General features: G+C 57.2%; 29 protein-coding genes. 9 read left to right on the top strand and 20 right to left on the bottom strand.

Features of this window, described 5'->3' with window-relative positions:
- The first annotated feature begins 23 nt into the window (after nt 1-23).
- Complete coding sequence (locus tag KO498_RS03195) at nt 24-1,844, top strand: M3 family oligoendopeptidase (RefSeq protein ID WP_215958437.1); 1,821 nt, start codon at nt 24-26, stop codon at nt 1,842-1,844.
- A 102-nt stretch (nt 1,845-1,946) separates the two neighbouring features.
- Here KO498_RS03195 and KO498_RS03190 read toward each other — a convergent pair whose 3' ends face one another.
- Genes KO498_RS03190 through KO498_RS03175 form a run of 4 tightly spaced genes read right to left on the bottom strand, consistent with a single transcriptional unit; the run spans nt 1,947 to nt 4,364 of the window.
- Complete coding sequence (locus KO498_RS03190) at nt 1,947-2,216, bottom strand: DksA/TraR family C4-type zinc finger protein (protein ID WP_215958436.1); 270 nt, start codon at nt 2,214-2,216, stop codon at nt 1,947-1,949.
- 19 nt (nt 2,217-2,235) lie between these two features.
- Nucleotides 2,236-3,282, bottom strand: coding sequence for an alpha/beta hydrolase (locus KO498_RS03185; protein WP_215958435.1), 1,047 nt, complete (start codon nt 3,280-3,282; stop codon nt 2,236-2,238).
- An 18-nt stretch (nt 3,283-3,300) separates the two neighbouring features.
- Entirely contained in the window at nt 3,301-4,041 is a 741-nt protein-coding gene (locus tag KO498_RS03180; protein ID WP_354667612.1) for an FG-GAP repeat domain-containing protein, read from the bottom strand.
- Complete coding sequence (locus KO498_RS03175) at nt 4,041-4,364, bottom strand: 2Fe-2S iron-sulfur cluster-binding protein (protein WP_215958434.1); 324 nt, start codon at nt 4,362-4,364, stop codon at nt 4,041-4,043. Before KO498_RS03175 ends, KO498_RS03180 begins: the two co-directional genes overlap by 1 nt.
- Nucleotides 4,365-4,546: 182 nt before the next feature.
- Here KO498_RS03175 and KO498_RS03170 point away from each other — a divergent pair, with 182 nt between their 5' ends.
- A complete protein-coding gene (locus KO498_RS03170) occupies nt 4,547-5,065 on the top strand; it encodes a peptidoglycan-binding domain-containing protein (protein ID WP_215958433.1) in 519 nt (172 codons plus the stop codon).
- 7 nt (nt 5,066-5,072) lie between these two features.
- Here KO498_RS03170 and KO498_RS03165 read toward each other — a convergent pair whose 3' ends face one another.
- The 8 genes from KO498_RS03165 to KO498_RS03130 all read right to left on the bottom strand — a co-directional run bounded on the left by KO498_RS03165 (nt 5,073) and on the right by KO498_RS03130 (nt 13,060).
- Complete coding sequence (locus KO498_RS03165) at nt 5,073-5,744, bottom strand: nitroreductase (RefSeq protein WP_215958432.1); 672 nt, start codon at nt 5,742-5,744, stop codon at nt 5,073-5,075.
- Nucleotides 5,744-6,856, bottom strand: coding sequence for a TFIIB-type zinc finger domain-containing protein (locus tag KO498_RS03160; RefSeq protein ID WP_215958431.1), 1,113 nt, complete (start codon nt 6,854-6,856; stop codon nt 5,744-5,746). The genes KO498_RS03165 and KO498_RS03160 overlap by 1 nt, the downstream gene beginning before the upstream one ends.
- A 45-nt stretch (nt 6,857-6,901) precedes the next feature.
- Nucleotides 6,902-7,999 (bottom strand): SPFH domain-containing protein, encoded by a 1,098-nt coding sequence (locus tag KO498_RS03155; RefSeq protein ID WP_215958430.1) that lies wholly within the window; start codon nt 7,997-7,999, stop codon nt 6,902-6,904.
- A 94-nt stretch (nt 8,000-8,093) separates the two neighbouring features.
- Entirely contained in the window at nt 8,094-9,065 is a 972-nt protein-coding gene (locus KO498_RS03150) for a DUF2927 domain-containing protein (RefSeq protein ID WP_215958429.1), read from the bottom strand.
- Between the two features lie 6 nt (nt 9,066-9,071).
- Entirely contained in the window at nt 9,072-10,268 is a 1,197-nt protein-coding gene (locus tag KO498_RS03145; RefSeq protein ID WP_215958428.1) for a toxic anion resistance protein, read from the bottom strand.
- Nucleotides 10,269-10,290: 22 nt separating this feature from the next.
- Entirely contained in the window at nt 10,291-11,157 is an 867-nt protein-coding gene (locus tag KO498_RS03140) for a 5-bromo-4-chloroindolyl phosphate hydrolysis family protein (protein WP_215958427.1), read from the bottom strand.
- Nucleotides 11,158-11,379: 222 nt separating this feature from the next.
- Complete coding sequence (locus KO498_RS03135) at nt 11,380-12,192, bottom strand: TerC family protein (protein ID WP_215958426.1); 813 nt, start codon at nt 12,190-12,192, stop codon at nt 11,380-11,382.
- An 82-nt stretch (nt 12,193-12,274) separates the two neighbouring features.
- Nucleotides 12,275-13,060: a pseudouridine synthase gene (locus KO498_RS03130; protein WP_215958425.1), complete on the bottom strand. Its 786-nt coding sequence runs from the start codon at nt 13,058-13,060 to the stop codon at nt 12,275-12,277.
- Nucleotides 13,061-13,122: 62 nt separating this feature from the next.
- On the opposite strand from KO498_RS03130, the gene KO498_RS03125 reads away from it, so the two are divergent.
- The 5 genes from KO498_RS03125 (at nt 13,123) to KO498_RS03105 (ending at nt 17,010) form a co-directional block, all read left to right on the top strand.
- Nucleotides 13,123-13,578: a nucleoside deaminase gene (locus KO498_RS03125; protein ID WP_215958424.1), complete on the top strand. Its 456-nt coding sequence runs from the start codon at nt 13,123-13,125 to the stop codon at nt 13,576-13,578.
- Between the two features lie 224 nt (nt 13,579-13,802).
- Nucleotides 13,803-14,090, top strand: a complete 288-nt coding sequence (gene gatC, locus KO498_RS03120; protein ID WP_215958423.1) for an Asp-tRNA(Asn)/Glu-tRNA(Gln) amidotransferase subunit GatC — start codon at nt 13,803-13,805, stop codon at nt 14,088-14,090.
- Complete coding sequence (gene gatA, locus KO498_RS03115) at nt 14,090-15,577, top strand: Asp-tRNA(Asn)/Glu-tRNA(Gln) amidotransferase subunit GatA (RefSeq protein ID WP_215958422.1); 1,488 nt, start codon at nt 14,090-14,092, stop codon at nt 15,575-15,577. The genes gatC and gatA overlap by 1 nt, the downstream gene beginning before the upstream one ends.
- A gap of 36 nt (nt 15,578-15,613) precedes the next feature.
- A complete protein-coding gene (locus KO498_RS03110; protein WP_354667611.1) occupies nt 15,614-16,330 on the top strand; it encodes a hypothetical protein in 717 nt (238 codons plus the stop codon).
- Between the two features lie 2 nt (nt 16,331-16,332).
- Complete coding sequence (locus KO498_RS03105; RefSeq protein ID WP_215958421.1) at nt 16,333-17,010, top strand: N-acetylmuramoyl-L-alanine amidase; 678 nt, start codon at nt 16,333-16,335, stop codon at nt 17,008-17,010.
- On the opposite strand, the gene ureG is transcribed toward KO498_RS03105, so the two are convergent.
- The 8 genes from ureG to KO498_RS03065 are packed head-to-tail and all read right to left on the bottom strand — an operon-like array spanning nt 16,991 to nt 22,158.
- The gene (gene ureG / locus KO498_RS03100) at nt 16,991-17,680 is read right to left on the bottom strand and encodes an urease accessory protein UreG (RefSeq protein ID WP_215958420.1); all 690 of its coding nucleotides are present in this window, start codon (nt 17,678-17,680) and stop codon (nt 16,991-16,993) included. The genes KO498_RS03105 and ureG overlap by 20 nt on opposite strands.
- On the bottom strand, nt 17,677-18,318 hold the full coding sequence (locus KO498_RS03095; RefSeq protein ID WP_215958419.1) for an urease accessory protein UreF: 642 nt from the start codon (nt 18,316-18,318) through the stop codon (nt 17,677-17,679). Before KO498_RS03095 ends, ureG begins: the two co-directional genes overlap by 4 nt.
- Nucleotides 18,302-18,808 carry an urease accessory protein UreE gene (ureE, locus tag KO498_RS03090; RefSeq protein ID WP_215958418.1) on the bottom strand — a complete coding sequence of 169 codons (507 nt, stop codon included), beginning with the start codon at nt 18,806-18,808 and terminating at the stop codon, nt 18,302-18,304. The genes KO498_RS03095 and ureE overlap by 17 nt, the downstream gene beginning before the upstream one ends.
- Before the next feature lie 8 nt (nt 18,809-18,816).
- Nucleotides 18,817-20,553: an urease subunit alpha gene (ureC, locus tag KO498_RS03085; RefSeq protein ID WP_215958417.1), complete on the bottom strand. Its 1,737-nt coding sequence runs from the start codon at nt 20,551-20,553 to the stop codon at nt 18,817-18,819.
- Nucleotides 20,553-20,858: an urease subunit beta gene (locus KO498_RS03080; RefSeq protein WP_215958416.1), complete on the bottom strand. Its 306-nt coding sequence runs from the start codon at nt 20,856-20,858 to the stop codon at nt 20,553-20,555. The genes ureC and KO498_RS03080 overlap by 1 nt, the downstream gene beginning before the upstream one ends.
- Nucleotides 20,855-21,067, bottom strand: coding sequence for a hypothetical protein (locus tag KO498_RS03075; RefSeq protein ID WP_215958415.1), 213 nt, complete (start codon nt 21,065-21,067; stop codon nt 20,855-20,857). Before KO498_RS03075 ends, KO498_RS03080 begins: the two co-directional genes overlap by 4 nt.
- A 10-nt stretch (nt 21,068-21,077) precedes the next feature.
- Nucleotides 21,078-21,380 carry an urease subunit gamma gene (locus KO498_RS03070; RefSeq protein WP_215958414.1) on the bottom strand — a complete coding sequence of 101 codons (303 nt, stop codon included), beginning with the start codon at nt 21,378-21,380 and terminating at the stop codon, nt 21,078-21,080.
- A 1-nt stretch (nt 21,381) separates the two neighbouring features.
- On the bottom strand, nt 21,382-22,158 hold the full coding sequence (locus tag KO498_RS03065) for an urease accessory protein UreD (RefSeq protein WP_354667610.1): 777 nt from the start codon (nt 22,156-22,158) through the stop codon (nt 21,382-21,384).
- A 477-nt stretch (nt 22,159-22,635) separates the two neighbouring features.
- Here KO498_RS03065 and urtA point away from each other — a divergent pair, with 477 nt between their 5' ends.
- Nucleotides 22,636-23,916 (top strand): urea ABC transporter substrate-binding protein, encoded by a 1,281-nt coding sequence (gene urtA / locus KO498_RS03060; RefSeq protein WP_215958413.1) that lies wholly within the window; start codon nt 22,636-22,638, stop codon nt 23,914-23,916.
- Between the two features lie 65 nt (nt 23,917-23,981).
- Entirely contained in the window at nt 23,982-25,946 is a 1,965-nt protein-coding gene (urtB, locus tag KO498_RS03055) for an urea ABC transporter permease subunit UrtB (protein ID WP_215958412.1), read from the top strand.
- Nucleotides 25,947-25,948: the final 2 nt, after the last annotated feature.

Genomic DNA, 25,948 nt, shown 5'->3' with positions numbered 1-25,948 from the left:
AGATAACTTCAAAGAGGCCCACTATGTTTAGACTTTCGTTCCCTGTTCGTGATGCCAACGCCGTTTCTGGAGCCGACGGGTTAGAGGGCCTGCCCGAGTGGGATTTGAGCGATCTTTATACAGCAGATGATGCGCCGGAGCTAACCCGTGATCTGGCTTGGCTGGAAGGCGAATGCGCCTCCTTTGCAGCAGACTATGAGGGCAAACTGGCTGATATCGATGCCGCTGGCCTGCTTGCCTGCGTCTTGCGCAATGAAAAGATCAACGGCGTCGCAGGGCGCATCATGTCTTATGCCGGACTGCGATACTACCAACTGACAACTGACGCCGAACGCGCCAAGTTCCTTTCGGACGCGCAAGAAAAGATAACCAACTACACCACCCCGCTGGTGTTTTTCACTCTTGAGATCAACCGGATTGAAGACGCTACGCTTGACGCTCTGTTTAACGCCAATGCTGATCTCGCGCGTTATAAGCCAGTGTTTGAACGCATCCGTGCGATGAAGCCCTATCAACTGAGTGATGAGCTCGAAAAGTTTCTCCACGATCTAGGAGTCGTTGGTGATGCGTGGGAGCGGATGTTTGACGAGACGATTGCCGGGCTTGAGTTTGAAGTCGATGGTGAGGAGCTCAATATTGAAGGCACGCTCAACCTTTTGACCGACCCTGTGCGCGCGAACCGCGAGGCTGCTGCGCGCGAGTTGGCGCGTGTTTTTGCTGCCAACGTCAAAACATTTGCCCGTGTGCACAACACCCAAGCCAAGGAAAAAGAGATCGTTGATCGCTGGCGCGGGATGCCGACAGCGCAGACGGGGCGTCACCTCTCAAACGACGTTGAGCCAGAGGTGGTTGAAGCTCTGCGCGACGCTGTTGTTGCGGCTTACCCCAAGCTGTCGCATCGCTACTACGAACTCAAGCGCAAATGGCTTGGCCTTGATGTGATGCAGATGTGGGACCGCAACGCGCCACTGCCGATGGAAGACACGCGCATTGTGAGCTGGGCTGACGCGACCGCCACAGTGATGGGCGCCTATGGTGAGTTTGACCCGCGTATGGCCGAAATTGCCAAACCGTTCTTCTCGGATGGCTGGATTGATGCAGGTGTAAAACCAGGCAAGGCCCCGGGCGCGTTTGCCCACCCGACAGTGACCGACGTGCACCCATATGTGATGCTCAACTACCTCGGCAAACCACGCGATGTTATGACGCTGGCGCATGAGCTTGGCCACGGTGTGCACCAGGTGCTCGCCGCTGAACAAGGCGAAATGCTCTCCTCAACCCCGCTGACACTGGCCGAAACGGCGAGTGTTTTTGGCGAGATGCTGACCTTTCGCAAGATGTTGTCAGAGGCCGAGAGCGTTGACGAGCGTCGGGTGATGTTGGCAGGTAAAGTCGAGGATATGATCAACACCGTCGTGCGGCAAATTGCGTTCTACGACTTTGAATGCAAACTGCATGCCGCGCGGCGCGAGGGCGAGTTGACGCCAGAAGACATTGGCGCGCTTTGGATGAGCGTGCAAGCCGAGAGCCTTGGGCCGGCGTTCGAGTATATGGATGGCTATGAAAACTTCTGGAGCTACATCCCGCACTTCGTGCATTCGCCGTTTTATGTTTATGCCTATGCTTTTGGCGATGGCCTCGTGAACGCGCTTTATGCTGTCTTTGAAGAAACCCCCGAAGGCTTTCAGGATAAGTATTTTGACATGCTCAAAGCAGGCGGTTCAAAGCATCACAAAGAGTTGCTTGCACCTTTCGGGCTGGACGCATCGGACCCGAAGTTTTGGGACAAAGGCCTTAGCATGATCTCGGGGTTCATTGATGAACTGGAAGCGATGGAAGAGTGAAGGCTTGATTGTTCGCAACTTGGGGCCAGCCCCCAAACACGGGCAAGATTGGGGGCCAGCCCCCAAACCCCCGGGATACTTTTCCCAAGAAAAAGCCGGGCCCTATTTGAGTTGGCTGTCTTTTGAGCCGCGGCGATTGATGCCTGCGCGCATTTTTTGAGAGGTGTCGCGTTCGCTCATGCAGTCGATGCATAGTTTAACACCTGGAATTGCAAGGCGGCGGGCCGTCGGGATTTCTTCGTCACATTCCGCACAGAACGTTAGGCTTTCTCCCTGCGGTGCTTTTCGTTGTTTGAGACGTGCAAGCTCGTCACTGATCGAGGCTTCGATCTGTTCGCTAACGGCGCCGTCTTTTGCCCATCCTCCGGCCATTTTAGCATCCTCATTTTGCTCAGTTTGGCTTGCGCCTGTCATCACCAAGCAGCACATAGCGCGAGAAGGCATTCGGCGCATTCGTAAGCCCGAGAGAGAGCCTGCGCAAAAAGGTGATGGCTTCAGGTGTTGAAACAGGCACCATATGTCCAAAGTTATCATCGGTATCAAACAGTGAAAAGTCGAGCACGAAGACACCAAGATCTCCGATAATGTCAGCATTTTCGATCCGCCCCAGCCTGGCTTTGCGTCCCGAGAGTAGACCGGAGATGTTGAGAACCTGGTCTTTCTGTGTCGTCATGATCACAAAAGGCTCAGGTAGTTTTCCGATCTCCTGCGCTTGCCTTTGAAAGAGGCCCGTGTCGATATCAGGCGCCATGAGCACGACACTTTCTATCGCCGACATGGCCTTGCTATTGCCCTCGATGGCGAGTTGACGCAGAGCTTCCATCACCAGATTTCCGCCCATGGAATGTGCCAGGATCATGATGCGGCGCTGACCTGAGTGCTCGAGGTCACTGATCAGGTGGGCAAAATCTGAACGGGCAAAAAGGACTGAATCCCGATCATAGATATACCCCCGCGGATCACCGGCCGAGGGCCATGAAAAAAGCAGGCTCGGGTTTGTCAGTTCAAAGTCGTGCTGAATTTGCGCGAGGCGGAACACAGCATCTTCAAGCGTGTTGTTGTAGCCGTGCACGAACAACAAAAGTGGCTCTTGAGCGTTGGTTTGTGCCGAGGTGATGTTGCGACTAAGCGTTTGCACGGACGGCAGGATGTCGGCGCTTAACGGCGCGAAATGCCGTTTTGCATCTGCGGGCCCGGTGGTGCGCTCTATATGACCGATCTTGTGTGTTGGTGGCACTGAAATGCGTGTTTTGGCAAAAGACATTTCGGTTGCGCGTGTTTGCCCGAACATTTGCCCGTGCTGGCCGGGGTTTCGCATTGTTGCAACAAAAACTGTTTCCGTTTTGGCTTCCGGGTGTGGCGCACTGAAGCCTGTCGTTTGAGGGCGGGTGCATGCCGCAACGCAAAAGACCAACAGGAATGTAAGCAGACGAGTCATTCTTGCTTTATGCCATGCTCAGGAGGAGCAAGAAAGGGCGTAGGTGACGCTTTGCGGCCCAGTGTAAGGCGCAATCTTTCGGGTTGTGATCTTCGTCGCTGTCAGGCGGGTCGCAACGATGTTTTTCCATGTGCTATCAATTGTAATGAGCTCGGGGTATTGCCCGCAGTTGCGCAAGCCCGAGGCGATGAAGTTCCAGCCGATCTTGTGGTTGGTGACATCGCCAACAGAGGCGATCTCGCGAAGCTTGCCGTTCTTGTAGCGCCAGATACGCATGATTTTGGCAAGGTGGGGCCTGTCGACAAAGGCGATCTCCACATGGCCGTCACCGTCAAGGTCGGCGGTGGCAACAGGGGCAAGCCAGCGGTTTTTCTGGCCGATATGTGGCGTCTTGGCGATCAGCTGCAGGCGGTGGTTTTTGACACCATATACCGCCAATTGCGCCCCGAGCTTGGCATGGCTTCGCACAGTGATGACTTCGGGAAAGCCATCGCCAGTGACATCTGCAAGACGCGGTGCGGTGTCCTCGAACACATAAGGTGCATTAAGCTGCACTTGCAGCTCTTTGATGCAGCCAGTGCCTTTAGCTTGGTAAGTCAGCGTTAGTCGTGTCGGCTCAAGCGCATCCCCAAGCACGCCATGATCGTAGCGGTCACTGAGTTGCGAATACTGCGCCTTGGGTGGTCCGGTGTAGCTTTGCTCGCAGGCATGTGCCAACCCAAAGGAGGCAAGCCAACATGTTAGGGCGAGCCGGAGCACTAGATTTGCTTTTCAGGCATTTGCACGACGAGGCCATCCAGGGCATCGGTTACTTTGATCTGGCAGGTTAACCGCGAGCGGGTCGTGTCGGGTTCAAAAGCGAAGTCGAGCATGTCTTCTTCCATGTCGTCCTTGGCAGGCACTTTCTCGACCCAGTCCGGATGCACATAGACATGGCATGTTGAGCAAGCGCACGCACCGCCGCAGTCTGCTTCGATGCCGGGAATGTTGTTATCGCGCGCGCCTTCCATAACAGTGAGGCCGTTGGCAACGTCAACGATATGTTCTTTGCCGTTGTGCTCAATATAAGTGATCTTCGCCATTCTTGAGGCTCCTTTGATGTGCAGTGCTTACTTGTTGTTACAAAAGGCAGCTAAGGGCCGCCAGCCCTAATTGCGACAGGCAACGATGCCACAGGCGACAAATCTTCGTGGTTTGGCCTTCGGTGGCGCTTTGCCATGGCTCGGTTTGCTTGTAATGTGCTGTAAAACAAGTGGGCAGACACGTGAAACTGGTAGTGATTTCTCTTGGCTTGGTGGGTGTTTTGGCGGCTTGCACAGAGCAAAACGCCTCCAATGTGGCGTCCACAGGGCCGATCCGCAGTTATGAAGCACCGCTCAAAGGGTCAGACCCCAACGCTTGTTGGGGGAAGGATATCAGCCCGGCAGTGATCGAAACTGTGACCGAGCGTGTGCTGATAACGCCGGAAGTGCTCTCAGAAGACGGAACAGTTCTGAGCGAAGCTGAGTATAAGGACAAGGCTCAGCGCCGGATTGTCAAAGAACGTCGCGAAGTCTGGTTCGAAACGCCCTGTCAGGACACGCTCACACCCGATATCATTGCAACGTTGCAGCGTGCGCTTAAGGCGCGAGGGCTGTATTCAGGTGCTTTGAGCGGAGTTTTAGACGCGCGCACACGCCACGCGATCCGCAGTTTCCAAGCGCCTCAGGGGCTCGATAGCTCGATCCTGTCGCTTTGGGCGGCTCGCAAGCTCGGGCTTGTTGCGATCGACCTGCCAAGTTAAGGCCCGCTTAATGCCAGTCAATAATCTCATCAGTTGTCGCGCGCTCGGTGCGAAAGCTGTTGGCTTTATGGGCTTCATCTGCATATCCAAACGAGACTGCGCAAAGGACGAGCTTGTCGTCCGAAAGACCGAAGTAGTTGCGCAGGAACGGGGCGTAGCCAGCCGGAGCCGCTTGCGCGATGCTGGCTACACCCGAAGCCTGCGCAGCAAGGGTAAAGGCTGTGACAAACCCGCCTGCATCAAGTGCACCATAAGCGCCCAACTCGCGGGGGGACGTAACAATTGCGACATGTGGAGCGCCAAAGAAGCGAAAGTTCTCAAGCATTTGAGCAGCACGAGCGGGCTTGTCTGTGCGGCCAATGTCAAGCGCATCATAAAGCTGCATACCACAGGTGAAGCGCCGCGCTTTGTAGGCACCGCTATAGCCTTCCGGCCAAGGCAGATCTGGCTGCATAGTGTTCTGGGAGGCGTGCTCATAGAGCGCCTTACCGAGCTTTGCCGTCTCTTCGGCTGTTGTGATTGTCAGTTGCCATGGTTGCGCGTTACACCATGAAGGCGAACGGCGGGCGGTATGCACGATCTGCTCGATCAAATCACGTTTAACAGGTTGTGACAGAAATGCTCGGCAAGAATAGCGAGCTTTCATAACGCGCGTTAAGCTATCAAATTCGGGTTGCATCAGAAGGCTCCTTCATTGACGCCGTAAATGTAGCCGATGATCAACGCCAGCATCAGGCCTGTGAGAACGGCAAAGAAAATCTTCCAAGCCGAGTAGGGCCGTTCGCCTTGCACACGCCCTGTGCGGCCATTGATGACAAAGCGGTAGGTGCGCCCACGATACTTGTAAGCCGCGAGCCAGACAGGCAGCAGGATGTGTTTGAATGTCACATCACTGACGTCGGTGTTGATATCATGAATGCGCTGCCGGTCGCCGCCGATATCAAACTTCACATCGCGCTCGATGACGCGGGCCATATGCATGCGGGCCTCCTCGTAGCCGTCCGCAAGACTAACGCTGTAGCCTTCAGCGCGAAATCCGGCGAGATACTCGGGGCGGTAAGGTTCAAGTGCAGCCAGATCCCAAGGCTCGAGGGCATCAGTAAACCTTTTCGGCAGGCTCTTGGAGGCGAGCACCAGCACGTCATCAAAGAAACGCGCCACACGGCCGCGCACGCCTTGCCAGCGGATTTTGGCAACGCGCTGTTGAACGCGTTTGCCGTCACGCATGACTGACCGGGTTTCGTAATAGACTGTGCCCCGCTCGCCTGAATATGCCGAGACTGTCTTCGCGTCATACGTCCAGTAAGGCACGTAAACACCGTTCATCTTGCGGCCCTTGCGAGCATATTTCTTAAGACCGTTGGGGGCGAACCAGAGTGCCCCGAGCCAGTCTTTCATTGCGCTACGTGCGGTTGGCTCGTCAAGGGCGAAAGGCAACACTGCACGCGGTTTGATCTGCCGGTGCAGCCCGGTGTCAGTGACAACAGGGGTGGCGCAAAACGGGCACTCGGCGGCATGGGTGTTGGCATCAAACTCGACTTGTGCTGCGCAATTAGGGCATTTCGAAACACGGGTTTCTTCAAAATCTTGCGAAGGAAGAACCGCCCCGAGGCCGGCCTCGATATCAAGTTCCTTGATACCATTCCCGCGGCCGACACCAATTTCCTCGGTGCTGCCGCAGTGGTCGCAGACAAGCTGCTCTTGCCCCGGATCAAAGCGGAAGTCTGCCCCGCATTGAGGGCAGGGAAAGCGGTGACTTTCTGTCACTTCTGTAGGCGTGTGCTCATCCATGAGTTCTAGGCCTTCGGCGAAAGTAATTGTGCCAAGGGCAAAGCCCTATGAGTTCGTCGGCAGGGGCGGCGGCAGGATCGTGAAGAGTTGCGCAAGTTCGGTGACTTGTGCCGCGGCGAGCCAGCCGTTTTGACCTGCGGTCCAAACCAGCGTTTCGCGAGTGAGTGCGCCATCGGCTACCATGCGGCCCATAGCGGCGCGCGAATAGGGGCCCTTGCTCTCGCCATTCTCGGCAATGTGCCAAACCTTCTCAACCGGTGGCGGCGGGGGCGTTTTAGATGTGCTTGCCCCCAAAGAGCCTGACTGAGCACTCTCACGGGCAATCTGCATCCCCAAACCGGCACCAACACCGGCTTGCAAAGCGGCGCCTCCTGCGCCCTCGTGAGTGAGGCTCTCGGCAGCCTGGAAGTTCATATAGGTCGACAGATCACCCACCACGCCCATCGAGGTACGCTTGTCCAACACGGCTTCGACGGCTTCGGGGAGCGAGATATTCTCGATGTAGAGCTCCGGCATTTCAAGGCCGTATTCCGCAAGGCGCGGCGCGATGTCACGGCCAACAATAGTGCCGAGTTCGCGGGTGTTTGCAGCCATATCAAGCACCGGAATGCCTGAGCGGGCGATTGTGCGCGAGAACTCCTGCACAATGATGTTGCGGATCTGATAGCTGATCTCGTCCATAGTGAACTCACCGTCTGTTCCAACGATCTCAACAAGGAACTTCGCCGGATCACTGACCTTGACAGTGTAGCTGCCGTAGGCGCGCAGACGCACGGGGCCGAACTCCGGATCGCGCGCAATGATCGGGTTTTTGGTGCCCCACTTCAAGTCGTTGAAGCGCGTGGTGTTGACAAAGTAGACCTCGGATTTGAACGGGCTTTCAAAGCCGTGATCCCAGTGATTGAGCGTTGTCAGAACCGGCATGTTGTTGGTTTCAAGCATGTAAAGCCCGGGCGTGAACACATCTGCCATCTGGCCTTCGTGAATGAAAACAGCGGCTTGGCCCTCTCGCACAGTGAGCTTTGCACCATATTTGATCTCATGGTCTTCGCGCTCAAAGCGCCAGACCATCGTGTCGCGGCTGTCATCAACCCAGTGAATGACGTCGATGAATTCGCCTGTCAGAAAATCAAAAATACCCATGGGTGTCTCCTTTGCTTGTGGTGTTTGGCTCGTCAGCCGAAATTGGTGTGTCGCGTTAGAGCCCGTTGCTTGCGCGCCCTGTGAAGACCGGCAATCATGACGCTACTTCTCCGGTGAGTTCGGCAGCGATCGTGGCAATGATCGGACGCGCCTCTTGAAGTGTCATCCCGTTTTTGAGGCGCGGATCATAGAGCATTTTCAGCAGCAGTTCGTCATGCGTTGTAAGTGTCGCAAACTCTTCGTCATCGTTAAAGATAGAAGGCCGCGCGTAAGGGCTGTCATTGGACAGGCCTAGCCCTTGCGCGACTTCCTCGTGGATGCACGACAGGCGCATAAGGTCAGGGTGTTCGGTGCGGATAAGGGCTATCGCTTGTTCTGCGCCCATCGCCGCCGAGGATACGTTGGAATAAACCAGACAGTAGATGTCGCGCGGCAGGTTGGTCATCTGGTTAAGGCTGCTTTGAGGAAAGCCGGGCCAGACTTGCTGCACAGTTTTGCGCAGTTCCTCGGTCTCGTCAGCGCCAAAAAACAGCACATGAAAGTTTGCCCCGCTTTCAGGGGCAGAGCCGATTGCATGGCGACTTACACGACTTAGTCTTGGCAGATAAGTCTTGAGTGCGGCCTGGTCTTTTGCCCGTTGGGCAGGATCGGAGGACGCGCCGAAATGCGCTGCGACACGCACGGAACCGCGCCAGCGATGAAAGCGGGTGATCGTGCCTGCGTTTGAGATCAGAGGGCTAGCGCCATGCTCACTGTGAAAGGCAATAGCTTCAAAGTTCCGCGCCAGATCGGCGGCACGAAAGCCGGTGTCAGGGCCACCGCCGTCACGACGTAGCAAACCTTGTGCAAGCAAATGTGCCTGCAATTTGACGTAGTGCTCTGACAAAGCCAGTGACGTTTTCGATTGGGGCTTGGGCTTGGCTGAAGGCGCGGTTGCCGGTTTTATCAAGTCTGCAGGGCGCGCTTGCGGCTTGAGGCTTTCTCGCATCGGCAAGTCGCATCCGGCCAAAAGGGCCAGCCCTATAAAGGCCAGCCCGATTGTTCGAAATGTTTTACCCGCAAACATCCGTTCTTACGAGGGAACAGCGGTACTGGCATTGTCGCCTGTGCCCGTTTTACGTGCTTTGGCCGAGGCCAAGGTGTCGCGCAGTTCAGCTTCCATCTTCTTGAGCTCGACTTCAGCCGATGCACGGCGCGCCTTGCCTTCGTCGGCAATTTGCAAGCTCTCCTCGATGGTGCCGATCAAGTCGGCGTTGGCGGCTTTGACAGCTTCGATGTCAAACACACCACGTTCCATCTCTTCGCGGATCATCTTGTTACTCTCGCGTAGGTTCTTGGCGTTCGAAGTGAGCAACTCGTTGGTCAGATCATTGGCGTCACGCACCGCTGCGGCGGCTTCGGCCGAGCGTTGGATCGTCACGGCTTGCGCCAATTGCGTCTCCCAAAGAGGCACGGTGTTCACTAAAGTCGAGTTGATCTTTGTCACCAGCGATTTGTCGTTCTCCTGCACGAGGCGGATCGAGGGGAGTGACTGCATCGTCACTTGCCGCGTGAGCTTGAGGTCGTGAACCCGGCGCTCCAGGTCATCACGAGCAGCGCGCAAATCACGCAGTTCTTGGGCCTTCATCACCTTGTTCTTCTCGGCGGCTTTCTCCACTTTTTTCTCATAAGCCGGGATGTCTTTTTCATCCAGAATACGCAGCTTTTCTTCGCCAGCGGCGATGTAAAGCGCCAGCTCGTCGTAGAAATCAAGCGTCTTTTCATAGAGCATATCGAGTGACTTGATATCTTTCAAAAGCGTGTGCTCATGCTCGTGAAGGTCTTCTGTCACGCGGTCGATCTGGCCTTGGACCTGCTCGAACTTTGCCGTGAACTTAGCGAAGGGTGCTGCCCGGCCGAGCAGGCGCTCCCACCATGTGCGCTTGCGGCGAACATCAAGCTCGCTAACTGAAAAACCACGGATTGTGGTGACGATGCCGCGAAGGCTGTCGCCCGCAGGGCCGACGTCTTTGTTGCGCACGCCTTGCAGCATTGACTGGGAGATTTCTTGCAATTCCGCCTGAGCCGCTGAGCCGAATGATACGATTGACTGTGTGTCAGACATATCAAGTTCACCCATACGCGACTTGATTTCCTTGCTCACTTCGCCTTTCGCTTCTGCCATCGGAACGACAGCATTAGCAGCGACGGGCTCGGGCAAAACAACGGCGTTCACCTCTTCCACCATGGCGAGTGTCTCTTTGGCTTTTTCTTGGATTTTCGTAGTCATGAGGGAGCTCACTTTCGTTAATCTATGATTGGTCGAGGCGAATGCCTTCTTGCTTCAGGCGATCGCGAAGAACTTCGATCTCGACAGTCAGATCGCTGTGATTGTCGAGTAAAAGGTGTTTGGTTTTGGCGTCAAAACTGGCTTGCAAATCACTCAATAGCGTCATGAAGTCGGCCTTGGCATCAGGTGACTGCGCGCGGGTGTAAACGTCAGCAAACTTCTCACAGGCATCGCGTGCGCCTTTGAGGTAGACGCCCATAAACTTGCGTGCGCCGGTGAGATCGCGCGGGTCTTCCTCGACTGTGCGCAGCAACTCTCGCACTTGCATCTGAAAACTCTCTACGCGGGCTTCAACCTGCCTGTCACCTGCGCGGTGCGCGGCGCTTGTCATGGCTTTGAGATGCTCCTCGGCTTTTTCAACTGCTCGTGCGACGCGGTCGGTTTGGAATTCGTCAACACCGTCCATGCCTTTGTTCTTCAGAGGGTCAGCACCGAACGCAGCAAAGTGCAATACGGCGCCAAGAACGGCAAAGATAACAGCAGAGCCAAGACCGAAACCTACGTAACCGGCAACAGCCAAGCCGGCGCCAGTGAGCAAAGAGCCAAGAATTTTGCGCGGAACAGCCGGACGGCGGGCAACCTTGCGCGCATCATACGCCTCCTGAGCGATCAAGCCATCACGTGTCAGCCAAGCCGCAAGCAGCATTGATCCGAGCGCTACAAGCCACATGAACATTTCAGCAGGAGGGGATGTGAACGCCTGCCAAACCATAGGCAAAGGCGCGAGAAACAATAGGTTTACCCGCCCGCCAGCTCGCGTGCGCCGTGCGCCCCGATAGCTACTGTCGCCTGTCTCAGGGCTATGCTTGCCGCCATATCGCTGTGCCATCAGGCGCTTCCCCAAACGGAGACATAAAGCACCAGTAGCACCAATAGGGCGAAGGCAAGTTTTTGAAGGCCGGTTTCTGACATTAATCCCCCAGATTTGTCACAAGTGTTCCGTTGTTTGCAACCTATGGCATGGCCCTGCTCAGCGCTAGGGGGAAGATTTCCCGACTTCTATCAGAGCGGGATGTTGCCCGCCGTGCTCAAAGCACGACAGGCAAGCTGTTTAGTGCTGCGATTTACGCTCCGCATTTAGCTTGCGGCTGTATCCCGATTGCAAGATTTCAACCGCAAAGAGCACGATGACCGAGAAGTAGAATGTTGACTTGGACATTGGCACAACTTCGTAGCCAAACAGTTTGAGTGCGAGGGCGGCGTCATGGTTGGCATGGGCCGCCGCTTGGCCTGCTTCGCCCAACAAGACGACACCGACGATCAACAGGATGAAAAGACCAAGGACCTCATACATCCGGTTCTTCTGCAGGAAGGTTGTGACACCGTCAGCCAGCGCCAGCATTGCCACACCTGAAAGGATGATTGCGGCAGCAAGAATTGGGAAGACATCAGTGATCGCCAGCGCAGAAAGCACTGAGTCAAAAGAGAAAATCAGGTTCATCATCACGATCAGGATAACAACTTGAGTGGCGGATTTGCTGCCTTTGTTGTTCAAGTCTGCGCCGATATGTTCGATCGAGAGCATGTGGCCGATCTCTTTCACGGCGGTATACATGATGAAAACACCGCCGAAAATGAACACGCATGTGGCGAAGTTGACACCGCCTTCAAGGATGCCAACCCAGTTGAAAATGTAAAAGGGTTCGGCCATCGCATCAATCAACCGGACCATGACGAAGAGTAAAACAACTCGCAAAGCGACGGCGATGATAATGCCCCAAAAGCGCACTGCCTTTTGGTGAGCAACCGGTGCGCGTTGGCTTTCGATCGAGATATACAGAAGGTTGTCAAAGCCCAGAACGGCTTGAAGAAAGCAGAGCATGAGCAGGTTGCCCATGTTCTCAATGGTTAAAAGATCGGCCATGGTGTCTGTTCCTGTTTGGTGTGGTTGCCCGCTTCATAGCGCAGCCGTTGCAGGGTGCAATAGCCGGAAACGTGTGGTTTGCCTAGCGTTTGCGCTTACGAGTAGTGGTTTTGCGCTCTTCTGGGGGCGTTCCGCCTTCCATCCCGAGTTGATCTCGCATCACACGTTGGCGAATTTCCTGCACTTCGCCTGCCTGGAGTTCGCCAAGCTGAAACGGGCCGTAGGACACCCGAATAAGTCGGTTCACCCGAAAGCCGACAGCCTCCATGGCGCGGCGGATTTCGCGGTTCTTGCCTTCGCGCAACCCGATGGTGGCCCAAGCGTTCGCGCCTTGCTGGCGATCCAGCACAACCTCCATCCCGAGAAATTTTTCTCCATCAACAACAATACCTTGGCGCAGGGGCTTGAAGGCGTCGTCGGTTGGCCGTCCGTTTATACGCACGCGATATTTGCGCAGCCAACCGGTTGAAGGCAGCTCAAGCTTGCGCTTCACGCCGCCATCATTTGTCAGCAGGAGCAAGCCTTCGGAGTTGAGGTCAAGCCGACCCACAGACATCACCCGCGGCATGGTGTCAGGCAGGGCATCAAAGATGGTTTTGCGATCTTTTTCGTCGCGCGTCGTCGTCACCAAGCCGGCAGGTTTGTGATAGAGCCAGAGGCGCGCGGGCTCGGGCGTTTCAAGCGGTTTCCCGTCGACAGTAACCTTGTCACTTGCCTGCACGTTAAGCGCCGGAGAGCTTATTTTGCTGCCATTTACGGTCACGCGACCAGCTTCGATCATCCGCTCGGCATCACGCCGGGACGCAAGTCCTGCGCGGGCGATGACTTTGGCGATGCGGTCGCCTTTTGGGGTGGGTGTATCACTCATGCTTAGGGCCTTAGAGCAAAGCGAGCGCTTGCGAAAGGGGGCAGTTTTCGCCATGAGAGCATATGGTGTTTGCAACGCATATGAATGTCGCCCTGAAAGAGGCTGAGGCCGCTGGTGCACGTGGCGAGGTGCCTGTGGGCGCGGCTTTGGCGCTTGATGGCAAGGTGATCGCGCGGGCAGGCAACCGCTGTCGCGAGCTCAATGATCCGACGGCGCATGCCGAGGTTCTGGTCATTCGAGAAGCCTGTAAAACTCTTTCAAAAGAAAGACTTGAGGGCGCAGAGCTCTACGTCACGCTAGAGCCTTGCCCGATGTGCGCTGCGGCCATTTCAGCGGCCCGCGTGGCACGGCTTTACTATGGTGCATCCGACGCCAAGTCAGGCGGGGTTGAGCAGGGGCCGAGGGTGTTTGAGCATGCCCAGTGCCACCATGTTCCGGAGGTTTATTCCGGCATCGGAGCGACCGCCTCGAAAGCGCTTTTGGAGGCGTTTTTCACAGCCAGACGCAGCAAGCCTTAAGGCAGCGCACGGTGTGGTTAACGCCCCTTTGATGTCGCAAAACTCCTTGTGACTCGCGTGCATACCGCAGTGCATACCACAGTGCATAATGCGTGCAGACAGTTTTGAGAGCCAAAACCACCGATGAATGGTTAACGAGCCGAGGCCAGGCGCGAGCAACTTGCGCTTGAAGACAGAGCGGCGGAGCGGTAAAGGCAGGGCAACAAAAAACACGGAGCGAACCTATGTCGATTGACAAGGACACAGCCGCCAAAGTTGCCAAGCTTGCGCGGATCAAAGTGGAAGACGAAGACTTGCCTGCGCTGGCCGACGAGTTCAACGCCGTGCTCGGCTTTATCGAGCAGTTGAGCGAAGTTGATGTCGAGGGTGTCGAGCCGATGGTTTCTGTCACACCGATGCGCCTGCCGCGCCGCGTTGACGAGATCACCGATGGGGGGCAGCAAGACAAAGTGCTCGCCAATGCGCCTGATGCGCGTGAAGGCTTTTTTGCGGTTCCGAAGGTGGTTGAGTAATGGCTGATCTAAACAAACTGACAATCGCTGCCGCACGAGATGCGATGCGCAAAGGTGACTTGACCTCCGCCGAGTTGACGGAGGCTTGCCTCAAAGAGATCGACACAGCAGGCGAGTTGAACGCATTTGTTCACCACACGCCGGAGATTGCAGCGGAGCAGGCCAAGGCTGCTGATACGCGCATCAAAGCTGGCGATGCACCTGACATGTGCGGCATCCCGCTCGGCATCAAAGACCTGTTCTGCACCAAGGGCGTTCCCTCGCAAGCGGCTTCGCGCATCTTGGAGGGTTTCAAACCCGAATACGAAAGCACGATCACGAGCCAGCTGTTTGACGCTGGTGCTGTGATGCTCGGCAAACTCAACATGGACGAGTTCGCGATGGGCTCGTCAAACGAGACTTCGGTTTATGGCAATGCCGTGAACCCGTGGCGGCGCGGCAACGATGATGCGGCGCTCACGCCTGGCGGCTCGTCGGGCGGTTCGGCAGCTGCGGTTGCGGCTGACTTGTGCCTCGCGGCGACGGGCACTGACACCGGCGGCTCGATCCGCCAGCCAGCGGCGTTTACCGGTATCACCGGCATCAAGCCGACATATGGCCGCTGCTCGCGTTGGGGTGTTGTGGCTTTTGCCTCAAGCCTTGACCAAGCTGGCCCAATGACAAAAGACGTGCGCGATGCGGCGATTATGCTTGAGGCGATGTGCGGACATGATGCCAAAGACAGCACCTCGGTTGAGCTGGCTGTGCCAAATTTTGAAGCCATGCTGACAGGTGACATCAAAGGCAAGAAGATCGGCATTCCGCGCGAATACCGCATGGACGGCATGCCCGAAGAGATCGAAAATCTCTGGGCCGAGGGCACCAAGATGCTCAAGGATGCGGGCGCCGAGATCGTTGATATCAGCTTGCCGCACACCAAGTATGCGCTTCCGGCTTATTATGTGATCGCGCCTGCCGAGGCGTCTTCAAACCTCGCGCGCTATGACGGCGTGCGCTACGGGCACCGCGCCAAAATCGGCGCTGGTGACGGCATCACCGAGATGTATGAAAAGACCCGCGCCGAGGGCTTTGGCCACGAGGTGCAACGCCGTGTTATGATCGGCACATATGTGCTTTCGGCGGGCTTTTATGACGCCTATTACAACCGCGCGCGGCGTGTGCGCACCTTGATAAAGAAAGACTTCGAGGATGTGTTCGCCCAAGGCGTTGACGCGATTTTGACACCAGCAACGCCCTCTGCGGCCTTTGGTTTGGGTGAAATGGTCGATGCCGATCCGATCGCGATGTATCTCAATGATGTCTTTACTGTAACAGTTAACCTCGCGGGCCTTCCCGGCGTTTCTGTGCCAGCGGGCGTTGATAAACAAGGCCTTCCGCTTGGTTTGCAGCTTATTGGCCGCCCTTGGGAAGAGGGCGATTTGCTAAATACCGCCTATGCGCTTGAGCAAGCTGCCGGATTTGTGGCCAAACCGGCGAAATGGTGGTAAACCCTCGCCAAAATATGCAGATAGGCAGATAGATCCGTGAAACATATCCTTTTGATGAGTGCCGCCGCGTTGGCGCTGGCCGCTTGTGCTCCGACTGTTCCCAATTCGGGTGCACCAGACGCGGGCGCTGGCGTTGGCTTTGGCAGTTATGACGACTACCAGAAACAACAAGCCACGCGCGATGCGCAGCTGAGCGGAGCCTCTCCGGTGAGCACCCAGACTATCGGCGGTGAAACGCAGGCGGTGTTGAGTGCCACGCGTCCGGCTTCTGTCAGCCCGACCAGCCCACAGCCCGCGCTTGTGAATTCTGTCGGGATATCAAACGAGAACGACTTTGACGCCGTTGGCTCACAGCGCACCATTGAAGCTGATGCGGCCCGCCGCGAAGCTTTGAAAGCGCAGTATCAGCAAGCAGAAGTGACAGCCGTGCCGACACGCGCAGGCGACGGCGGCGGTGCGAGCTTGGTTGAGTATGCTTTGAACACGACAAACCCTGTCGGCCAAAGCCAATATCAGCGCCGCGGCGTAAACCTGGCCGCGCGCCACAAGAAAAACTGCGGCAAGTATCCTTCACCGGACATGGCGCAGGCCGAATTCTTGCAAAAGGGCGGGCCGCTGCGCGACCGTCTGGCGCTTGACCCTGACGGCGACGGTTTTGCCTGTGATTGGGATCCGGCACCGTTCAGATCTGCCAAAAATGCAGTGGCAAAAGACGGTGTTGTTGAAGTCGTCGAGAAACTTCCGGAAGAGTGAGCATGGCTGCGGGCATTTGCGCGCGTCCTTCGCCCAGCTTTGGCCCGCGCAGGGGCGGTGCAACACCTGATATTCTTGTGCTGCATTATACGGCTATGGCCTCTGCTCAAGCGGCGCTCGAGCGGCTGTGTGATCCGGCAATAGAAGTTTCGGCACACTATCTGATTTGTGAAAAAGGTGTTGTTTATCAGATGGTTGATGAGCGAGAGCGCGCGTGGCATGCGGGTGCTGGCCGCTGGGGCGGGGTGGATGATGTCAACTCGCGTTCTATCGGGATCGAGCTCGACAATCGCGGAGACCACCCGTTTTCTGAACCACAGATGAGTGCGCTTGAGGGGCTGGCTGAAGGCATTCTAAGCCGCTGGAACATTGCACCTGAAAGGGTGATCGGGCACTCGGACATGGCCCCTGGCCGCAAGGTTGATCCGGGCGGGCGCTTTGATTGGCAAAGGTTGGCGCGGGGTGGGCTGTCGATCTGGCCCAAAGCCGGCGAGGCAGGCGATTTTTACGCTGATGCAGCGGTGTTCGGTTATCCGGTAGACGCGGTTGACCCCGAGGTTTTGCTCAAGGCTTTCCGGCTGCGGTTCCGGCCGGCGGCCAGAGGCCCGCTTGACGCCACGGATGCGACCCTTATGGCTGATTTGGCGGCGCGCTGGCCTGCTATGAGCCAGACGCGTTGATCGTGATTTGAAGGGGCTGCTGTGGCGGTTCTTGAGGCTTTTGAGGGGCGTTACTGACGCTCAGCCCGCCGATTTCGGCAAGGAACTCAACCACAGTCTCGACGCCTTCACCATGCTTCAGAGCACAGAACACCGTTGGCAGGGTCGGGCGCATCATTTTGCTGTCGCGCTGCATAACGTCCAGAGACGCACCGACATAGGGTGCTAAGTCGGTTTTGTTGATCACAAGCACATCGGATTTGGTGATCGCGGGGCCGCCTTTGCGGGGGATCTCCTCTCCGGCGGCAACGTCGATCACGTAGAGGGTGACATCGGCCAACTCGGGGCTGAATGTGGCGGAGAGGTTGTCGCCTCCGCTTTCGATCAACACGATCTCGACCTCGGGGTGACGCGAGACCATTTCAGCTACGGCGGCGAGGTTGATCGAGGCGTCCTCGCGGATTGCGGTATGCGGACAGCCGCCGGTTTCGACGCCGATGATGCGGTCTTGCGGCAGAACTTGCAGGCGCATCAGGGCTTCGGCGTCTTCTTGAGTGTAGATATCGTTGGTGATCACGCCGATCGAATGCGTGGCGCTCAAGGCGCGGCAAAGCGCGGCTGTGAGCGTGGTTTTGCCCGCGCCGACAGGGCCGCCGATGCCGACGCGAAGAGGTCCGTTTTGTCCGGTCATGTGCGAAAAATCCTTGAGTATTGCGTTTCGTGTTTCATCGCGGCGATGTCGGCCATGAAAGCTGTTGAGGAGAGGTCTTCCAAGCTTCCGGCCTCGGCTTTTGCAGCGATTTCGATGCAGAGCGGCGTGAGCGCTTTGATGAGGCTTTGCCCTTCGGTCTGGCCCAAAGGCACAAGGCGCATGCCCGCGGCGGCGAGGTTTGACAGGAAGGCTTGCAGATACATCGTCAGCGTCAAATCAAGCGGCAGGCCTTGCTGGCGAGCGGCGTGGCCGACGGCGACGGGGTAAGTGAGGCTTGGCAGGGTTACGCCCCAGATATCGGCGGTGGCGCGGGTGAAGGCCTCGCCTTGCAGCACGGTCTCTTTGAGGCGCTCGGCAGAGGCGGCAAAGGCCCGCGCGATAGCATCTGCCCTGGTCGGGTCTTCGGCGCTGTAGGCGGCAGCGAGCAAGAGCGCGTCGGCTTGCCCCGCGCCGTGGCTCAGCACAGTTTGCAGCCACGCCTTAAGGCTTTCACTGCTTGTCACTTGCCGGCTTTCCACGGCCCACTCAAGCCCGTGGCTATAGGCGAACGCGCCGACAGGGTAGGCGGGCGAAAGCCACTGCGCGAGCGTGAGAATTTGCTCAGTCTGTGTGGTCATGTGCATGTTCGTGGTCGTGGTCGTGATGATTGTGGCTTGCTGTGTGGTCGTGGCCGTGGGTGCGCCCGTGACCATAGGCACCGCCTTCAGGCACAAACGGCTCGCTAACCTCGCGGGTTTGCGCGCCGATCTGGTGCAGCATATCGCGGATGACTTTGTCACGTTGAATGACCAGCCGCCGTTCCTCGATCTGACAGGGCGTATGGCGGTTGCCGATATGCCACGCGATGCGCGCAAGGCCCTCGCCAGTAACTTCCAGTAGCTCCTCACGAGCTGCGATCACCTCGATCAGCGCGCCGTTTTCAAGCTCAAAGGCATCGCCATGATCAAGGGAAGTGGTGTGCTCAAGATCAACCAGAAAGCGGGTGCCTTTGCTTGTGGTCAGCACCTTGCGGCGCAAGAAGCGGGCGTCGTAGGTGAGCTCTACTGTATCTTGCGTGGTCGGCGTTTTGCCCGCGCGGATGATTTTCTGGCTGGTAGGTTGCGTCATAGTCTCTCTCAAAACAGGAAGTATCGCTGCGCCATCGGCAGCACGGAGGCTGGCTCGCAAGTGAGCAACTCGCCATCAGCACGCACCTCGTAAGTCTCGGGGTTGACCTCGACTTGCGGTGTGGCGTTGTTGAGCAGCAAGTCGCTTTTGCCGATGTTGCGGGTGCCTTGAACGGCGATGGTTTGTTTGGCCAGACCGAGGCTGTTGCCGATGCCCTCGGCCTGTGCCGCTTCGCTGACAAAGACCACGGCGGAGTTTTCAACCGAGCGGCCATAAGCGCCAAACATCGGGCGCGAGTAGACCGGCTGTGGCGTCGGGATTGAGGCGTTCGGGTCGCCCATTTGCGCGCAAACAATCGTTCCGCCAAGCAATACCATTTCGGGTTTCACGCCAAAGAAAGCAGGGTTCCAGAGCACCAAGTCGGCGCGTTTGCCTTCCTCGATGCTGCCGATCTCGCGTGACATGCCGTGGGCAATGGCGGGGTTGATGGTGTATTTCGCGATATAACGCCGGACGCGGAAGTTGTCGTTCTCGCCAGTCTCCTCGGCGAGGCGCCCGCGTTGTTTCTTCATCTTGTCGGCGGTCTGCCATGTGCGAATGAGCACTTCGCCGACACGGCCCATGGCCTGACTGTCGCTGGCGATGATGCTGAAAGCGCCCATGTCGTGCAGGATGTCTTCGGCGGCGATGGTCTCGCGCCTGATCCGGCTTTCGGCAAAGGCGACATCTTCAGGGATGGACTTGTCGAGGTGGTGACAGACCATGAGCATGTCGAGATGCTCTTCCAGCGTGTTGACTGTGAAGGGGCGTGTTGGGTTGGTTGACGAAGGCAGCACGTGCTCCTCGCCACAAATTTTGATGATATCGGGCGCATGACCGCCGCCTGCGCCTTCGGTGTGAAAGGCGTGGATGGTGCGGCCTTTCATCGCCTTAACTGTGTGCTCGACAAAGCCGCTTTCATTGAGCGTGTCGGTGTGGATCATCACTTGCACATCCATCGCATCAGCGACGCTCAGGCAGCAGTCGATCGCCGCGGGGGTTGTGCCCCAGTCTTCATGCAGCTTGAGCGCACATGCGCCCGCTTTGACCTGCTCTTCCAGTGCCGCAGGCAGCGAGGCATTGCCTTTGCCCGCGAAGGCAAGGTTCATCGGGAAGGCATCAGCCGCTTGCATCATCCGCCCGATATGCCAGCCACCGGGGGTGCATGTTGTCGCCAAGGTGCCGTGCGCGGGGCCGGTGCCGCCGCCAAGCATTGTGGTCAGGCCCGAGTGCAGCGCGTCTTCGATCTGCTGGGGGCAGATGAAGTGAATGTGTGAATCAAAGCCGCCAGCGGTCAGGATCTTGCCTTCACCTGCGATCACTTCGGTGCCCGGGCCGACGATGATATTGACGCCCGGTTGCGTGTCGGGGTTGCCGGCTTTGCCGATTTTGGCGATGCGCCCGTCGCGCAGGCCGACATCGGCCTTAAAGATGCCTGAGTGATCAACGATCAGCGCGTTGGTGATCACTGTATCGACAGCGCCGGCTTGGCGGGTGACTTGCGACTGGCCCATGCCGTCGCGGATCACCTTGCCACCGCCGAACTTGACTTCTTCACCGTAGGCCAGGGCGTTGCCGCCTGCGAGTTCGGCTGTCAGGTCGCGTTCGACTTCGATGATCAAATCAGTGTCGGCAAGGCGCAGCCGGTCGCCCGTTGTGGGGCCGAACATGGCGGCATAGTCGGCGCGGTTGATTTCGGTGGCCATTAGATGTCTCCCATCACGGCTTGGTTAAAGCCAAAGATACGGCGCGTGCCCGACATGGCGATCAGCTGCACTTCGCGGCGCTGGCCCGGCTCAAAGCGCACGGCAGTTCCGGCGGCGATATCGAGGCGTTTGCCGTGCGCGGCGCTGCGGTCAAACTCAAGCGCGGGGTTGCTCTCTGCGAAGTGATAGTGACTGCCAACTTGCACTGGCCTGTCGCCGGTGTTGGCAACCATCAAGGTGATCGCCTCGCGCGTCGGGTTGAGCGTAAGAGTGCCGCTCGCGGGGAAAAGCTCTCCCGGGATCATGATTTTGCCAGTGCTTTGAGGATCTGGTCTTTGAACACCAGTGCCACAACAGCCAGAACCGCAGCCAGAACCGCAGCCAGCAAGAGGGCGGTCGGTAGCCATGTCGTTTCGGAGGTATGCACATGGGCAAGTTCGGCTTGGTGCGCGGCAAGAGGGGCCGACAGAAGGGCCGACAGAGCAGCGAGAAGGAATGTAGCGAAGTATCTCATGTGAATATCCTTATCTGATAGGGTTGTGAACGGTGACGAGCTTGGTGCCGTCGGGGAATGTCGCTTCGACTTGCACTTCAGGGATCATCTCGGAGACGCCTTCCATGCACTGCTCGCGCGTAATGATAAGAGCGCCGGCTTGCATCATGTCCGCAACCGAGCGCCCGTCACGAGCGCCTTCGACGACGGCATCAGTGATAAGCGCGATGGCTTCGGGGTGATTGAGCTTAACGCCGCGCGCAAGGCGTTTGCGGGCCACTTCGGCGGCCATTGAAATGAGGAGCTTGTCTTTTTCACGTGGTGTCAGTTGCATTTTACGTCATCCATGATCGGGGAGGGGCGGTGTTTGAGAGAAGTTCGATGGCGGGAACCAGTGACTTGCGCAGCTCAAAGCTGTCGGGAGCCAGACAACGCGCAACGAGTAGGTCATTGCCAATAAGGCTTGCGCCCGCGCTGTCCGGTAGCAGCGCGCGCAAAGCGGTTAGCTTTGTTTCGGCGTCTGCTGCGACATAGAGGATCAAAGCCATCGCGCCGGTGCTTGCGGTTTCTTGGCCAACGGCCTTTGTCGCGAGGTGCTGCGTCAGGTCGCCAGTCAGGGTCATGGCGTCTAGAAACAGTGGCTTACCCTGTCTGTGAAGGCTGACCCTGTCCTTGAAGTTAACGTTGTGCAGGGTTTCACCCATTGCCGCACGTCCGAAAATCAGCGGCTCGACCAGCAGCAGAGATGCGTCTTGCGCCAGTTCGACGTGCATCTGACGGCTCAGCGCACAGCCCTCAAAGAGGATGGTTTCCTGCGGCAGCCAGTTGATCCGTGCACCAGCCTCTACCTCAAGGCGGTTGCGCAGAGTGGCGTATTCGTCAGGTTGAGAGCGATAGAGCCGCTCGGCGGCCTGTGTCGTGAGGCCCAGAGTCGAGCCTGCGCCGGCACAGGCGCGAAAGGAGAAGTTGTCGCCGCCAGTGATGCCGCCTGATGTGTTGATCATGATGGCGTGCAACTCGTCGGTGAGAGACTGCGGAAACAACACTTTCATCGCACCTGATTGCCGTAGGTCAGCCAGTGCGCTGCCGCGCGAGCCTTGCTTGGTGGTCACCTCAACAGCGCCAACCGATCGCGGTTGAGCCTTGGCTACGGACGGGCGTGCGCGAGGCGTGGTTATGGTGACAGTCGGTGAAATTGAGGCGCTCCGGATAGATGCCAAGCATGAATGCTCGTGTGTTGTGGTTTCATCACAGGCCACCGAGCGAGTCAGCCACAAGCGTGTTTCTGGCAGGGCAGGCGGCAAGCTTGCCTGAAATTTAGGCGATGACTGCTAATGAGGGGCAAAAATTGAGCAGTTGCTCATTTCCGGGAGGGGAATCCGGATTCAAACCTGTTGATTACGCTGCAGTGCAGAAATGCTCGGGGCGCCGGAGCAAGCACGAAGATGCGACGTAAAGGTGTGTGACGACCGGACGAAGTGAAGCCCGCGCCAGCCGTCACACGGATTGCAACACAAAGTTGCAGGTTAGAGGTAGTAAGCCCTGCGCCATTGCGCAAGCCTTTCGGCCCTCCCTGCGAGGAGAACATGATGAAACTACTCAATTCTACAATGGCCGGGGCGTTTGCTCTCGCTGGTTTGACTGCGCCTGCCATGGCGGCGGACTGCCCGATCAAAGTCGGCGTTCTGCACTCACTGTCCGGCACGATGGCGATTTCGGAAACCACGTTGAAAGACACCATGCTGATGCTCATCGAACAGCAAAATGCCAAGGGTGGCCTTCTGGGCTGCGAGCTTGAAGCTGTCGTGGTTGACCCTGCCTCTGACTGGCCGCTGTTTGCCGAAAAAGGCCGCGAGCTTTTGAGTGTTCACAATGTTGATGTGATCTTCGGCAACTGGACATCGGTAAGCCGCAAGTCTGTTCTGCCAGTGCTTGAAGAGCTCAACGGGCTGTTGTTTTACCCTGTGCAATACGAAGGTGAAGAAAGCTCCAAGAACGTGTTTTACACCGGTGCCGCGCCGAACCAGCAGGCTATTCCTGCGACAGATTACTTTCTTGAGGAGCTCGGTGTCGAGAAGTTCGCGCTTTTGGGCACTGACTATGTTTACCCGCGCACGACGAACAACATTTTGGAAAGCTACCTGAAGCAAAAGGGTGTTGCTGCTGAAGACATCTTTGTGAACTACACGCCTTTCGGCCATTCTGATTGGTCAAAGATCGTCGCGGATGTTGTGGCGCTTGGCGCTGACGGCAAGAAAGTCGGCGTGATCAGCACGATCAACGGCGACGCCAATATCGGCTTTTACAAAGAGCTGGCAGCTGCCGGCATCTCGGCTGACGACATTCCGGTTGTGGCCTTCTCGGTTGGTGAGGAAGAACTTTCGGGACTGGACACAGCAAACCTTGTTGGTCACCTCGCGGCCTGGAACTACTTCCAGTCAGCCGAGGCAGAGAGCAACACAGCTTTCATCGAAGCATGGAAAGCCAAGATGGGTGCTGAGCGTGTCACCAACGACCCGATGGAAGCGCATTACATCGGCTTTAACATGTGGGTGAACGCGGCGACGGCGGCTGAGACAACCGACGTTGATGCGGTGCGCACGGCGATGTATGGCCAAGAGTTTCCCAATCTGACGGGCGGCACGGCTGTGATGCTTCCCAACCACCACTTGGCAAAACCGGTGTTGATTGGCGAAATTCAGGAAGACGGACAGTTTGATATCGTCAGCCAGACCAGCGAAGTGCCCGGCGATGCCTGGACGGACTTCCTGCCGGCGAGTGCTGTGCTCAAGTCAGATTGGAAAGATCTGGCATGCGGCATGTACAACACCGAGACAAAGAGCTGCGTTCAGCTTTTGTCAAACTACTAAGCCGACCAAAACAAACCGGAGGGGGCTAGTGCCCCTTCCGACTTATTTTATAGGGCGTTTTTCAGATGATCCGACTGTTTCTCACCGGCCTGTTCGTGCTGCTCAACTGCTCGCTTGCTGTCGCGCAAAGCACCTCGGTGCAAACTCCGATGCAGGCTGTTTTGCAAGAGCAAAGCGAACTGATTGTTAAAAGCTCGCGCAAGTCAATTGCACCAGCGATTGATGCGATCACCGAAAGCGGATTGCCGCAAGCGCAGGATGTTTTGCAGGCTTGGCAAGGCAAGGACATGTGGCTGCGCAAGGCGGACGGGCTGTTCTTTAGGGCCGAGAAGCTCGATAGCAAGACTTACAAGTTGTTTGACTTTGACAGCGGTGAGCGTGTTGGAGAAGCTCCCAAGTCCGAGTTAAAGCAGCTTAAACCCAACAGCGGTGTTCGGGCTTTGATCGGCGTTGCGCTTGTGCAGTTTCAGCTCAATGATCCTGATCCGGAGCGTCGCCGTGCTGCCCTTGTCTCGATCGAGCGCAACCCGAGCGAGAGCCTGCTTGCGCCATTGCGGGCCTCGATCACCACCGAAAGCGACGAAGGCCTAAAGGAGATGAAACTACGGGCCGAACGCCTGCTAACCATCTCGTTTGGCGCGGATGAAGCCGCGCGCATAGAGGCCATCGAGTATATTTCTGGCGATTTGGGAGTTGATGCGCGGGCGACGTTGAACCGCTTGCTTGCCAGCAAAACAGATGTGTTTACCGACGCACCGCCGGACAATGTGAATGTCGCGCGCAGGCTTGAAGTTGGTGATGCCATTTCCTCCGCTGAGGCTTATCAGTTGCTGGTTGATCGGCAGTTAGTGCCGCCCCTTGTGAGCCAGAACGACATCCGCCTGACGCTTGCCCAACATGTGACGGATGGCAAGGTTGGAGGCGTCAGCGTTGCGGCCCTTACGGAGGCTGTGCAGCGCGAGAAAGCCTACGGCGCGTTGGTTGCTGAAGGGCTTGCCGAGCCCGCTCCAACCGAGGCCGAAGTTAACGCGGCTCTGTCACAGCACATTTTTGCCGAGCTTTACGACGAGCCTTCTGCGGCGGTCACGCAGGCTGCCGAAAAAGCGATGCAAAGCACCTCGGTTCATGTTGGGCTTAATCAGGCGGCCGATCTGGCGCTTGACGGGATTTCGCTGGCGTCGATCTACTTTCTTGCCGCGATCGGGCTGGCCATTACTTTTGGCGTCATGGGCGTGATCAACATGGCGCATGGTGAGTTCATCATGATGGGCGCTTACACAGGCTACGTTGTGCAGCAGGTTGTTCCCAACCACACCATCAGCATTATCGTGGCGATCCCGCTGGCCTTTGCGGTGACGTTTGCCGCGGGTGTGGCGATGGAGCGTTTGGTGATCCGCTGGCTATACAACCGCCCACTTGAAACGCTGCTGGCGACGTTTGGTGTGTCGATTGCTTTGCAGCAGCTGGCCAAGAACATTTTTGGCACGCAGGCGCGGCCGCTCACGGCTCCGGCCTGGCTTGACGGGGCCTGGGTGCTCAATGATGTGGTGTCGATCAGCTACATTCGCATCGCTATTTTTGTGCTCGCTCTCGGGTTTCTGGCGATCTTTCTGTTCATCATGAAGCGCACGCGGCTGGGCCTTGAAACCCGCGCGGTCACTCAAAACCCGGGCATGGCTGCGAGCATGGGCATCAACCCGAACCGTGTGAACATGCTCACCTTTGGGCTCGGATCGGGCATTGCGGGGGTTGCCGGAGTGGCGATCGGGTTGTTTGCCAAAGTCACCTCGGAACTTGGCAGTGACTACATTGTGCAAAGCTTCATGACGGTGGTTGTCGGCGGGGTCGGCAATATCTGGGGCACTCTGTTTGGCGCGGCAATGATCGGTTTCATGCAAAAGGGTATCGAGTGGCTCAACCCGTCAAACACGTTGGCGGCGCAGACATTCATGATCATTTTCATCATCATCTTCATACAGTTCAGGCCAAGGGGCATTATTGCCCTCAAAGGCCGCGCGGCGGGGGATTGAGC

The sequence above is a fragment of the Lentibacter algarum genome, assembly GCF_018860975.1.
GTDB classification, from domain to species: domain Bacteria; phylum Pseudomonadota; class Alphaproteobacteria; order Rhodobacterales; family Rhodobacteraceae; genus Lentibacter; species Lentibacter algarum_A.
Note: the sequence above shows the minus strand (reverse complement) of the source record. Positions and strands in the feature narration are given on the sequence as shown.

What these genes read in the sequence shown, in the direction of transcription:
- KO498_RS03195 (WP_215958437.1), top strand. Translation starts at nt 24, where the DNA reads ATGTTTAGACTTTCGTTCCCTGTTCGTGATGCCAACGCCGTTTCTGGA.
- KO498_RS03190 (WP_215958436.1), bottom strand. Translation starts at nt 2,216, where the DNA reads ATGGCCGGAGGATGGGCAAAAGACGGCGCCGTTAGCGAACAGATCGAA.
- KO498_RS03185 (WP_215958435.1), bottom strand. Translation starts at nt 3,282, where the DNA reads ATGACTCGTCTGCTTACATTCCTGTTGGTCTTTTGCGTTGCGGCATGC.
- KO498_RS03175 (WP_215958434.1), bottom strand. Translation starts at nt 4,364, where the DNA reads ATGGCGAAGATCACTTATATTGAGCACAACGGCAAAGAACATATCGTT.
- KO498_RS03165 (WP_215958432.1), bottom strand. Translation starts at nt 5,744, where the DNA reads ATGCAACCCGAATTTGATAGCTTAACGCGCGTTATGAAAGCTCGCTAT.
- KO498_RS03160 (WP_215958431.1), bottom strand. Translation starts at nt 6,856, where the DNA reads ATGGATGAGCACACGCCTACAGAAGTGACAGAAAGTCACCGCTTTCCC.
- KO498_RS03155 (WP_215958430.1), bottom strand. Translation starts at nt 7,999, where the DNA reads ATGGGTATTTTTGATTTTCTGACAGGCGAATTCATCGACGTCATTCAC.
- KO498_RS03150 (WP_215958429.1), bottom strand. Translation starts at nt 9,065, where the DNA reads ATGTTTGCGGGTAAAACATTTCGAACAATCGGGCTGGCCTTTATAGGG.
- KO498_RS03145 (WP_215958428.1), bottom strand. Translation starts at nt 10,268, where the DNA reads ATGACTACGAAAATCCAAGAAAAAGCCAAAGAGACACTCGCCATGGTG.
- KO498_RS03140 (WP_215958427.1), bottom strand. Translation starts at nt 11,157, where the DNA reads ATGGCACAGCGATATGGCGGCAAGCATAGCCCTGAGACAGGCGACAGT.
- KO498_RS03135 (WP_215958426.1), bottom strand. Translation starts at nt 12,192, where the DNA reads ATGGCCGATCTTTTAACCATTGAGAACATGGGCAACCTGCTCATGCTC.
- KO498_RS03130 (WP_215958425.1), bottom strand. Translation starts at nt 13,060, where the DNA reads ATGAGTGATACACCCACCCCAAAAGGCGACCGCATCGCCAAAGTCATC.
- KO498_RS03125 (WP_215958424.1), top strand. Translation starts at nt 13,123, where the DNA reads ATGGTGTTTGCAACGCATATGAATGTCGCCCTGAAAGAGGCTGAGGCC.
- gatC (WP_215958423.1), top strand. Translation starts at nt 13,803, where the DNA reads ATGTCGATTGACAAGGACACAGCCGCCAAAGTTGCCAAGCTTGCGCGG.
- gatA (WP_215958422.1), top strand. Translation starts at nt 14,090, where the DNA reads ATGGCTGATCTAAACAAACTGACAATCGCTGCCGCACGAGATGCGATG.
- KO498_RS03105 (WP_215958421.1), top strand. Translation starts at nt 16,333, where the DNA reads ATGGCTGCGGGCATTTGCGCGCGTCCTTCGCCCAGCTTTGGCCCGCGC.
- ureG (WP_215958420.1), bottom strand. Translation starts at nt 17,680, where the DNA reads ATGACCGGACAAAACGGACCTCTTCGCGTCGGCATCGGCGGCCCTGTC.
- KO498_RS03095 (WP_215958419.1), bottom strand. Translation starts at nt 18,318, where the DNA reads ATGACCACACAGACTGAGCAAATTCTCACGCTCGCGCAGTGGCTTTCG.
- ureE (WP_215958418.1), bottom strand. Translation starts at nt 18,808, where the DNA reads ATGACGCAACCTACCAGCCAGAAAATCATCCGCGCGGGCAAAACGCCG.
- ureC (WP_215958417.1), bottom strand. Translation starts at nt 20,553, where the DNA reads ATGGCCACCGAAATCAACCGCGCCGACTATGCCGCCATGTTCGGCCCC.
- KO498_RS03080 (WP_215958416.1), bottom strand. Translation starts at nt 20,858, where the DNA reads ATGATCCCGGGAGAGCTTTTCCCCGCGAGCGGCACTCTTACGCTCAAC.
- KO498_RS03075 (WP_215958415.1), bottom strand. Translation starts at nt 21,067, where the DNA reads ATGAGATACTTCGCTACATTCCTTCTCGCTGCTCTGTCGGCCCTTCTG.
- KO498_RS03070 (WP_215958414.1), bottom strand. Translation starts at nt 21,380, where the DNA reads ATGCAACTGACACCACGTGAAAAAGACAAGCTCCTCATTTCAATGGCC.
- urtA (WP_215958413.1), top strand. Translation starts at nt 22,636, where the DNA reads ATGAAACTACTCAATTCTACAATGGCCGGGGCGTTTGCTCTCGCTGGT.
- urtB (WP_215958412.1), top strand. Translation starts at nt 23,982, where the DNA reads ATGATCCGACTGTTTCTCACCGGCCTGTTCGTGCTGCTCAACTGCTCG.